General features: G+C 73.7%; 8 protein-coding genes. 3 read left to right on the top strand and 5 right to left on the bottom strand.

What is annotated here, in order from left to right; all coding sequences use genetic code 11:
• Positions 1–66 precede the first annotated feature (66 nt).
• The 3 genes from ACFQ87_RS30815 to ACFQ87_RS30825 all read right to left on the bottom strand — a co-directional run bounded on the left by ACFQ87_RS30815 (position 67) and on the right by ACFQ87_RS30825 (position 4,600).
• Complete coding sequence (locus ACFQ87_RS30815) at positions 67–1,497, bottom strand: hypothetical protein (protein ID WP_380614131.1); 1,431 nt, start codon at positions 1,495–1,497, stop codon at positions 67–69.
• Between the two features lie 184 nt (positions 1,498–1,681).
• Positions 1,682–4,198, bottom strand: coding sequence for a DUF4132 domain-containing protein (locus ACFQ87_RS30820; RefSeq protein ID WP_380614132.1), 2,517 nt, complete (start codon positions 4,196–4,198; stop codon positions 1,682–1,684).
• Positions 4,199–4,600, bottom strand: a complete 402-nt coding sequence (locus ACFQ87_RS30825) for a hypothetical protein (RefSeq protein WP_380614133.1) — start codon at positions 4,598–4,600, stop codon at positions 4,199–4,201.
• 136 nt (positions 4,601–4,736) lie between these two features.
• Between ACFQ87_RS30825 and ACFQ87_RS30830 the strand changes: the two genes are divergently transcribed.
• Both ACFQ87_RS30830 and ACFQ87_RS30835 read left to right on the top strand, forming a co-directional pair.
• A complete protein-coding gene (locus tag ACFQ87_RS30830) occupies positions 4,737–6,326 on the top strand; it encodes a phytoene desaturase family protein (protein WP_380614134.1) in 1,590 nt (529 codons plus the stop codon).
• A 161-nt stretch (positions 6,327–6,487) separates the two neighbouring features.
• Positions 6,488–7,099 (top strand): TIGR03086 family metal-binding protein, encoded by a 612-nt coding sequence (locus tag ACFQ87_RS30835; RefSeq protein ID WP_380614135.1) that lies wholly within the window; start codon positions 6,488–6,490, stop codon positions 7,097–7,099.
• A 65-nt stretch (positions 7,100–7,164) separates the two neighbouring features.
• Here ACFQ87_RS30835 and ACFQ87_RS30840 read toward each other — a convergent pair whose 3' ends face one another.
• A complete protein-coding gene (locus tag ACFQ87_RS30840; RefSeq protein WP_380614136.1) occupies positions 7,165–7,875 on the bottom strand; it encodes a hypothetical protein in 711 nt (236 codons plus the stop codon).
• A 471-nt stretch (positions 7,876–8,346) separates the two neighbouring features.
• Between ACFQ87_RS30840 and ACFQ87_RS30845 the strand changes: the two genes are divergently transcribed.
• Entirely contained in the window at positions 8,347–9,006 is a 660-nt protein-coding gene (locus ACFQ87_RS30845) for a hypothetical protein (RefSeq protein ID WP_380614137.1), read from the top strand.
• Positions 9,007–9,033: 27 nt separating this feature from the next.
• Here the strand turns inward: ACFQ87_RS30845 and ACFQ87_RS30850 are convergent, their stop codons facing one another.
• Positions 9,034–9,843 carry a phosphotransferase gene (locus tag ACFQ87_RS30850; protein WP_380614138.1) on the bottom strand — a complete coding sequence of 270 codons (810 nt, stop codon included), beginning with the start codon at positions 9,841–9,843 and terminating at the stop codon, positions 9,034–9,036.
• Positions 9,844–9,976 lie beyond the last annotated feature (133 nt).

The raw sequence follows: 9,976 nt of genomic DNA on the forward strand, positions 1-9,976 counted from the left end.
TCTTCCCGCTCCCTCCTCTCCCTGCCCCCCCCCCCCTCCCCCCCCGCCGCAGGTCGTTCAAGGGCCTTACGTCAGGGTCACCCCGACGGTCGCGGTCCAGATGTTGTCGTTCGAGGCCGCGGGTGCGACGGCGCTGCCCCAGGCCAGTACCAGCCGGGTGGGCGACAGCGCGGAGAAGCCGAAGGTGTCCCCGGGCCACACCGAGCCCGTCCCGAAGTCATGTGAGACCTGGACCGGGGCGGACAGCCACCCCTTCGTCGTCGAGTAGGTCCGGAGGTACTGGGCGTAGCCGCGCGGGTCACTGCTCGACAGCCAGCCCACGTACACGATCCCGGGCGGCCCGGCGACCACCTGCATGATGTGGGGGACGTTCAGGGTGTCCGCGGGCACCTGCACCGGCGCGGACCAGGTCGCACCGTGGTCCTGCGAGTAGGACAGCCATCCGGTGTCGCTGTTCGAACCCTGGGTGTCCCAGGTCGCGTACAGCGTGCCGTCCGGGCCGAGCGCCTCGCTGCCGTCGATCCACCACTCGCCGTTGTTCATCGACCCGGCGTCGCCGCCGATCCGCACCGGCTGCGACCAGGTCGCGCCGCCGTCGGTGGAGCGGGTCGCGTAGGTGTAGGCAACAGTCAGGTCGTCGGTCGGGACGTTGGTGACGACGTAGCCCTGGTAGAGCACGTCGAGCGAACCGTCCGGCTCGACCGTGACGGGCGCGCTGTCGGCCCCGCTGTTCGGGTAGCCGGGGCTGATGTGCGACATCCGGCTCCAGGTCCGGCCGCCGTCGGTGGACTTCTGCATCACCGCGTTGACGTCGCCGGTGGCGAAGGAGCAACTGCCGCTCGGCGCGCAGACGAAGGTCACCGCGGCCGCGCTCGGCCCGTAGTCCCAGGTCAGGTACAGCGTCCCGTCCGGGCCGGCGGTGATGAAGTCCCGGTCACCCCAGTTGTTCGCGTCCGGCGGGACGATCGCGCTGACGGTCTTGAAGCTGGCGCCGTGGTCGGAGCTGACGTCGACGACGGGGTAGGTCAGGCCGGAGCGGGAGACCATGAACGCCACGTAGACCGTGCCGTCCGGCGCGACGGTGATCGCCGGGTCCCAGGTGCGGCTGCCCTTCTGGCCGACGCTGCCCGGCAGCATGACCGGCGTGCCGAAGCTCGCCCCGCCGTCCAGCGAGTCCGCGAATCCGATGCCCTTGCAGCCCATCCACGTGTCGTACACGGCGTTCACCGTCGGATCGACGGCCTGGATGGTCTCGGCGTTCTGCCCCGTGCAGGCGGCCGAGATGTTCATGGGGGTGCTGATCGCGTAGGCCGCGTTCAGCCCGGCGGAGTGGTTCTGGTGCTCACTCGGCTGGACGGACTCGGCGGACTGGACGGAGCTGGGGGTGTCGACCGGCGCTGCCTGCGCCGGTCCCACCGCGAGAGCGAGGGCGGTGACCCCGGCACAGAGGCCGGCTATCAGGGATCTGAGCGTGGCGCGACGTGGACGTGCGTGCACGGCTGATCTCCTCCGGATGGAAGCGGGTTGAGGGTAGCGAGCCGTCGGCACCGCCGTTGCCTCCGGCTCCCGGACGGGATTCCCACAACCGCCGCTTCCGAAGCCCCCTGCCCACGGGCCCCTGCCGAAGCCCCGCCGCCCGGCGCACCGTCCGGTCGGCGGGGCCCGCCCACGTCCCAACTGGTCAGCGCGGGGCGATCTGGCTGGTGATGGTCGGATCGGTGATCGCGCCGTCACGGGCCAGCAGCAGCGCCTTGCTGAGGATGACCGCCAGCATGTGGTCACCCTCGAACGGCAGTTGAGGCTGTCCGTCGGCCGGCCCGTCGGTGCCGGGCACGATGCACAGATAGGTGTCGTTCGGCGACATCAGGATGTTGCCCGAGCCCAGGTGGATCCGGTACGTCCGCAGCTCGCCGCGGACCTCCAGGAAGCGCCCGTCCACCGTGCAGCGCTCCCCCACCGCGAGCCGGGGCAGCAGCCGGGCCAGCAACTCGCCGCGCTCACGGGCGCTCTGCGACAGTTCGCCGAAGCTGTACGACTGCCAGTAGTCGCGGTACCGGCCGTCCGGCCCGCCGTCCGACCAGGCCGGGTCGTTGCCGACGCTGGTCACGCCCACGAACAGGTCGACGTCACGCAGCACTTCGCTCAGCACCAGCGGCGGCACCTCGGCGAGCGGCACCGGCTCGACGAGTTGCACTCCGGGCCGCATCACCGGACCGTACTGGCCGCTGCCCGCGTGGGTGGCGTTCTCCGGCGCGTCGATCGGGTAGAAGCGCACCTGGTCGGTACCCAGGTGCTCGAAGTTTGCCCACAAGTCGGCATCCATGCCGTGCACCCGGAACTCGGCGCGCAGCCCCCACTCGGGCAGCAGCCGCTTCGGGGCGGCGAAGGAGTTGTCCACCGCGAGTTGCAGCTGACTGTGCCAGCCCCGGGCGGTGGCCAGGGCGTGGAACCGGTGCTGGCGCAGGACGTGCGCGGCGAAGCGGTTGGAGTACACCCGGGTGTGCTCCTCGGCGGCGGTGAGCAGGTACACCTCCCGGTGCGCCTGCTTGAACGGCTGGACGAGGCCCTGGCGTTCCAGCACGGCGCGCCAGGCGAGCACGCTCTCGGGCGGGCAGGCGACCGGGTGCCACAGCTCGACGGAGGCGTCCGCGGCGGGCGCGAGTTCGTCGCCGGTCGCGGTGCGCAGGGCGCCGTCCAGCCAGGCACAGGCGGTGCCGTCCACGGTCCAGATCAGCCGGCGGGCCACGGTGCCGACCAGCGGGTGGTCCAGGAGGCGCTGCCGCCAGGGGCCGTACCGCCAGCTGCGCCGCGCCAGGAACTGCCGCTCCAGCCGCTCGGACTGGGCGGTCAGCATCTTCTCCAGGTCCTTGACCGTGGCCTTGAACTCCTTGAGCCGATCGGCGTGTTCACGGCGCACCGCGGCGGGCGGGGTCTTCACCGCACGGCCGGCCTCGTTGTACCAGGTCTGGCGGGCCCGGAAGCCCTCCACCACCAGCTCCACCCGGGCCTCGCCGCCGAAGCGTTCGACGCGTCGGCCGATCTCGGTCAACCCGTAGGAAGGGACCGAGAGTTCCTCGATCTCGGCCCGGCTGAGACCGAGTGCGGCAGCCCGGTCCCGGAGCGCCTTGTCCAACTCCTTGACGGTGCCCTTGTACGTCACCCGGGTGGTGAGGATGGCCAGTTGGGCGAGGCCGTCCTCGCCGTCCAGACGGGCGAGGGAGTGCACGGCGGCGTTGGCCACCTTGGGCGCCCGGGGGCCGATGCCGGGTGCCTTGCGCAGCGCGGACTCGACCAGCCGGGCCAGCACCCGGGCGCTGTCGGGATGGGCCGGGGTCAGGGCCAGCAGCAGGGCGAGTCCGCGCAGCGCGTCCAGGTTGTGGGGGTCGAACTGGTCGACTCCCTCGCCGCGCGCCTCCGCGACCAGGTCGAGGGTGCGCGGACGACCGACCAGCGAAAGCCACTCGGTGATCCGCTCGCGGGCCCGCTCGGGGCCGACCGCGTCGATCAGGGCGCGCCCGGTCCCTTCCCAACGGGCGGTCGGTTTGGCGGACTTGGCCTCGACGGCGTGCTTGACCAGGTCCGCCCACGGCCGATCGGTGCCTGCGGGCGAACCGGGCTCGTCGAGCGCGGCCAGGACCTGGTCCGCCCAGGCCTCGCCGGGGCTGAGCAGGGGCTCGGGCAACGCGGCCGCGAGGTCGATGACGAGGCTGTGGTGAGGCCGGACCATCTGCGCCGATCGGCGCACGGCGGCGACCACCGCACCGTCGATCGGGCGGCCCGCCTCCAGTTCGTCGCTGATCAGTCGCTCGGCCGTGTGCAGTTCGGCGAGGTGCCACTGGCGGCCCATCAGGTGCAACCAGTCCTCGCGGAGCTCGCGGGCCGGCCCCTGCGGAAAGCCCTGGGAGACCATCGAGGCCAGCCGGATCAGCGCGTCGCGCCGCTGCGCCGCCTCATCGGTCTCCACGGGCCGCCAGAGCATCAGCATCCAGCGCACCAGGCTCGCCACCAACGCGGCCCGGGTGTTGCGGTGCAGCTCCAGCACCCGCTCGCGGACCGGCGCCACGCGCTCGGCGGACCAGTCGCCGCCGACCGCGGTGTCGACCTCCACGAGCGCCGCGCCGATCGCGTCCACGTGCCCGGTGTCGAGCGCGTCGAGCAGCCGCCCGACGGCGGGGTCGAGCAGATCGGTCGTTGTCATTCAGCCACCTACCAGCGGTACAAGTTTCAGGAAGCACACCTCGGTGTCGGTGCGCAGGTCCAACTCGGCGTCCAGGTCCTCGACCTGGCGGTCGCCGACCAGCACCAGGAACCCGTTGCGGCCGAACGCCTCGACCGCGCTCAGGAACTGCCGCTCGGGATCGATCGCCTGGCCCGGCACCCGCAGCCGGAACCCGTTCAGGGTTCGCTCGGTCTCGGTCGGCTGCACCAGGCCGTGGTAGATCTCGGGGCGGCGGGCGTTGTGCTCGGCCACCTCCTGGAGCACCCGGCGGCGGATCAGCTCGCGCAGCGTCAACCGCTCCTCGTCGGCGGGGAGCCACAGCCGCCAGGCGTCCCGCCGCAGCCCCGATGTCGTCTCGTCGACGAAGGTCACTGTCGCCATGCCGCAGACCCTAGTCAGCGGCACCGACAGCCGGTCCGGCGGGACGGGTCCGGCGGCCGCCCCCGGTCCGAGGTGGCCGCCGGCCGCCCCGTGCAGGACTGTTCCCCAGCCCCGCGAAACGCCGTAGCGTGGCTCCATGAGCACCCACCCGTTCCCCCGGTACGACGCCGTGATCGTCGGCGGCGGACACAACGGCCTGGTCGCGGCCGCCTACCTGGCGCGCGCCGGGCGGCGGGTGCTGGTCCTCGAACGACTGCCCGGGGTGGGCGGGGCCGCGGTCTCCACCCAGGCGTTCCCGGGCGTGGACGCCCAGCTGTCGCGCTACTCCTACCTGGTCAGCCTGCTGCCGCGGAAGGTGGTCCGGGACCTCGGGCTGCGGCTCGACCTGCGACGGCGCCGGATCGCCTCCTACACCCCCACCGTTCGGGACGGGAAGCCCACCGGACTGCTGGTGGACGCCGCCGACCCCGGCCGCACCCTGGACTCGTTCCGGGCGCTGACCGGCACCGACCGGGAGTGGCAGGCCTGGCAGCGCTTCTACGGGATGACCGGCCAGGTCGCCGAACGGGTGTTCCCGACGCTCACCGAGCCGCTGCCCTCACGCGCCGAACTGCGCCGACGGATCGGGGACGAGACCGCCTGGACGGACCTGTTCGAGCGGCCGCTCGGCGAGGCCGTCGAGCGGGCCTTCGCCGACGACCTGGTGCGCGGGGTGGTCCTGACGGACGCGCTGATCGGCACCTTCACCCACGCCCACGACCCCTCGCTCCGGCAGAACCGCTGCTTCCTCTACCACGTGATCGGCAACGGGACGGGCGACTGGGACGTCCCGGTCGGCGGGATGGGCGCGGTGACCGGCGCACTGGCCGAGGCGGCGCTGGCGGCCGGCGCGGAGATCCGGACCGGCTGCGAGGTCACCGGGATCGCCACCGACGGCCGCGCCGACGCCGAGGTGTCCTACCGGCACCGGGACGGCGAGGCGACGGCGGCGGCGCGCCGGGTGCTGGTGAACGCCGCGCCGGCCGCCCTGGCCCGGCTGCTGGGCGAGGACCCGGGGCCCGCGCCGGAGGGCGCCCAGCTGAAGGTCAACATGGTGCTGCGCCGCCTGCCGCGCCTGCGGGACACCACCGCCGACCCGCGCGAGGCCTTCGCCGGGACCTTCCACATCGCCGAGGGCTACCGCCAGTTGGAGACCGCGTACACCGAGGCGCGGGCCGGCCGGATGCCCTCCGCGCCGCCGTCGGAGATCTACTGCCACACCCTCACCGACCCGTCGATCCTCGGCCCGGAGGCCCTCCGGCAGGGGCTCCAGACGCTCACCCTGTTCGGCCTGCACATGCCCGCCCGGCTGTTCGACGACCCGGCGGCCAAGGAACGGGCGCTGGCCGCGAGCCTGGCGCAGCTGGACGCGGTGCTGGCCGAGCCGATCGCCGACTGCCTGGCCACGGACGCCGACGGCCGGCCCTGCGTCGAAGCCAGGACCCCGCCGGAGCTGGAGCGGGAGATCGGCCTGCCGGGCGGCCACATCTTCCACCGCGACCTCGCCTTCCCGTTCGCCGTCGAGGAGGAGGACGAGGACCCGGGCAGCGCCGCCGCCCGCTGGGGCGTGGCGACCGCCCACCCGAACGTCCTGCTGTGCGGCGCGGGGGCCGTCCGGGGCGGCGGGGTCAGCGGCATCCCCGGGCACAACGCGGCGCAGGCCGTCCTGGCGGACCCGGACCGCTGACGGGCCGGACGGCCACCCGCCGGTCACCAACGGCGATCGCCCGGTGGCCGTCCGGCCCTCGCAAGCGGCCCGGCCTCGGGAAACCTGGCAGGTCACTCCCAGTAGCGATTTACTGAGAGTGAGCAGGACAGGAGTGAGCAGGACAGGAGGGAGGCCCTCCGATGGAATGTCCGCACCCACCCGGGTTCCACGCCGAAGTCCGTGAACGCTACATCGCCGCCGCGGCGGAGGTGACCCGCCTGGTCCGGGCCGTCCCCGAGGACCGGTGGACGGCGCCCACACCCTGCCGGGACTGGGACGTCCGCGCCCTGGTGAACCACCTAGCCGCGCAACACCTCTGGGTCTGCCAGGCGGTTGCCGGCTACACCCCCGAGGCGATCGGCCACCGCTTCGGCGGCGACGTCCTGGGACGCAACCCCGTCGGCGTGTGGGCCATGGCCGCCGACAGCGCCGTCCGCGCACTCCACCAGCCCGGCGCCCCCGACCTCCTGGTGCACCTGCCCTACGGCCTGCGCGACGTCGGCGGGTACGCCCGGGAACTGACCGCCGAAACCGTCGTCCACGGCTGGGACCTGGCCCGGGCCCTCGGCGAGGACGGCCGAATGCCGCCCGGCGCCGCCCGCTACGCCCTCGCGGAGTTCGAGGGCTACCGCAACCTGGCCGGCACCGGCCTGTTCGACCCCCCGCTCACCACACCCCCCGGCGCCGACGCCCAGCACCAACTGCTGGCCCTCACCGGCCGCGACCCGTACTGGTCCGCCGAACGGATCTGAGGACGGACGGGACCCTCCCCGCAACCCGGTGTGGACGGGCCGCGGGGAGGGGGCCGGGCTGGTCGTCAGGCCCGGGCGAGCAGCCAGCCGCCGAGGCCGTCGCAGGCGCCGGCGTTGTAGCTGGTGGAGCGGAAGCCGGGCGGGACGGGCGAGCCCGGGCAGGCCCACAGGCCCGCGCGGGCGGTGTTGTGGCGCCATGAGCCGGCGCCGTCGCAGCCGTAGGTGGTGTGGCCGGTGATCACGTAACCGGCCACCACCGGGGAACCCGAGCAGGTCCAGATCCCGTCGTGCGGCAGGTTGTGCTGCCAGCTTCCGATGCCGCCGCAACCGGCCCGCAGGTGGTTGCTGATCACGTACCCGGGCACGACCGGCGAACCGGAACAGGTCCATATGCCGTCGTGGACGAGGCTGTGGCGCCACGAGCCGATGCCCCGGCAGCCGTAGGTGGTGTGGTCGGTGATCACGTAACCGGCGACCACCGGGGAGCCGGAACAGGTCCAGATCCCGTCCTTCGCCGGCTGCTGGTACCAGGAGCCGTACCCGCCACAGCCCTTGCTGTCGTAGTCGGTGATGACGTTCCCGGCCGCGACCGGCTGCCCGGAGCACGCCCACTTGCCCGAACCACCCCACGCCGGCTTGGCCTCCGCCACGGACATCCCGGAGACCGTGCCGCCCAGGACGACGGCTGCGACCAGCGCGAACGCCGCCGCGGCCGCCCCGATCCCCCTGCCGACGACCGCGGCCCTCGCACGCCTCAACAGCTGATGAACACTCATAATGCTGGCACTCCAGTCGAGTTGGAAGTCGGCGAAGCGTTTCGACCGCCGGGCATCCGGCAGCGGAACGGGAGTCACCCTAGCGTGGTGAAGGCGTGATGATTCAGTGGAGATCCCAGGAAATCGGCGGCGGGGATCAGCTTGTCCGAAAGCTGCCATGACGGTCCGTCATCCCACCTCGCCGTGACGGACCAGGAGCCACCGGCGCCGCACGAGCATCGGGCGCCGACGGGCGGGCGCCTGCGAGCGGGGCCGTCCGGTGTCGCGGGACGGCCGTCCCGTTCTCCGCCGCGGCCACGGGGACCCCCCGCCCCCGGCCCCCCTCGGCCTCCTCCGGTCGGTCGCCGCGCCACCGCGCCCGGCAGGTGTGAACCCCTCCGTCCCGAGGTGTGACGTGACCCTGTCTAGTTCGATCGCTTCCCGGTGTGGTGGGATGTGTGCCCACGGGGTGACGAGTGCTGGTGGGGGTGTGTGGTGCGCAGTGGACGGCTGCTGGGGCTGGACGGGGACGCGGCGCGACTGGTCGCGGTGGGACTGGTCCGGCTGGGCGCGCGGGAGTGGCTTGGCGCCACCGGCGGGGCACCGGCCTGGGTGGGCGGTCTACGGGCGGCCTCGTTCGCGGATGCGTGGCTGTCGTTCGGCGACGCACCGGCGCCCGGCCTGCGGGTGCCCGCGCCGGCCGTGCTGCGGGCCGTCGCGGAACAGGCCGCCGAGCTGGTCCTCCGGTCCTGTGGGGACGACGGCCCGGCGGCGCTGGAGTGGCTCGGGCAGCGGTCGGCCGAGGCTCGCGAGCAGGCGCACCGGGAGGGCGTGGCACACCCGGCCGAGCCCTGCGCGCTGACCCTCGTGTGGCACGGGGTGCAGGCGCTGGCCGCCGAGGACGGGCCGTCCCACGGCAGGCGCATCGAGGAGCGCGGTGCGGCCTACGTGCGGGAGCGGCACCGCCGCCAGGACACCCTCGCGCTCGTGCTGTGCTGCGCCCGGATCGCCGCCGCCGCGCTGGTGGACCTGGGCGAGGGCGACCCGGAGCGGGTGGACGGGTGGCTGGAGGAGGACGCGGCGCGCGCCATGCCGCGCGGCGGGCCCGTGCCGCTGTGGGTGCCGGGGCGGCCCGCGCAGCCGACCGGCTGAACCACGGCTGCCGGGGGGCGCCGTTGTTCAGCCGTCCGAGCTGTCCGAGCTGTCCGAGCTGTCCGAGCCGTCCAGGAGGAGGACCGCGCGGTTCGAGCGGAGCCAGGCCCGCTCGGCCGCCATCTCGGCCGCGTCACCGCGGGCGAGGAAGCTTGCCCACGGCTCCTGGCCGCGCCCGCCGAGCCGTTCGATGCGCTCGGCCTCGCGGGACTGGACGGCATCCAGCGCGTCGAGCACGGCGGCCGGCTGCGCGCCGTAGGCGGCGCAGAGGGCGTTGAGGCGGCCCCGCAGCGTGTGCTCGCCGACGATCGCGGCTCTCCGCTGCTGATCGGCGGGCCGCAGCGGCACCGCGTACCAGGCGAGCTGCGCGAGGTCGTCGAGGGCGTGGCCGGGTGCTGCGAAGTCCCAGTCGATGAAGCCGACCAGCCGATCGCCGTCCCAGATGGAGTTCCACGGGCCGAGGTCGCCGTGCCGGATGACCATGCCGGGCCGCCACTCGTTCCCCTGGCCCTGCCAGCGCGCGTCGGCCGGTGGCCGGAAGTCCCGGACGGCCTCGTGGTACTCGCGCAGCCAGTGCCCCAGCTCGCTGATTCCGCCGGTCGAGCGCAGAGCCGGCGGCCAGGGCGAGAACGCGGGTTCGCCGTGCAGCAGGGAGAGCACCTCATCGGTGCCGTCGATGCCGTGAAGTCGCGGGGCCCGGGTGAAACCCACCGTTTCCAGGTGGGTCAGCAGGGCGTGCACCGCCGGCGTCCACTCGCCGACCGGCCGGCGGATCGTGTCGCCGATCCGCCGTACCGTGGTCACGCTGCCCTTGTCCGTGGCGCCGTCCTCGATCACCGGGTCAGCCTAGCCGTACGCCCGGGTCAGCCTGGCGGGAGTTGGAGCGGTGGGGGGGGGGGGGGGGGGGCCCCGGAGGGACATCACCCCCCCCCCCAAAACGGGGGGGAGCAAGCATGAGGGGGGGCTTGTG

The organism is Kitasatospora sp. NPDC056531, assembly GCF_042794375.1.
Lineage (GTDB): Bacteria > Actinomycetota > Actinomycetes > Streptomycetales > Streptomycetaceae > Kitasatospora.

What these genes read in the sequence shown, in the direction of transcription:
- ACFQ87_RS30820 (WP_380614132.1), bottom strand. Translation starts at nt 4,198, where the DNA reads ATGACAACGACCGATCTGCTCGACCCCGCCGTCGGGCGGCTGCTCGAC.
- ACFQ87_RS30825 (WP_380614133.1), bottom strand. Translation starts at nt 4,600, where the DNA reads ATGGCGACAGTGACCTTCGTCGACGAGACGACATCGGGGCTGCGGCGG.
- ACFQ87_RS30830 (WP_380614134.1), top strand. Translation starts at nt 4,737, where the DNA reads ATGAGCACCCACCCGTTCCCCCGGTACGACGCCGTGATCGTCGGCGGC.
- ACFQ87_RS30835 (WP_380614135.1), top strand. Translation starts at nt 6,488, where the DNA reads ATGGAATGTCCGCACCCACCCGGGTTCCACGCCGAAGTCCGTGAACGC.
- ACFQ87_RS30840 (WP_380614136.1), bottom strand. Translation starts at nt 7,875, where the DNA reads ATGAGTGTTCATCAGCTGTTGAGGCGTGCGAGGGCCGCGGTCGTCGGC.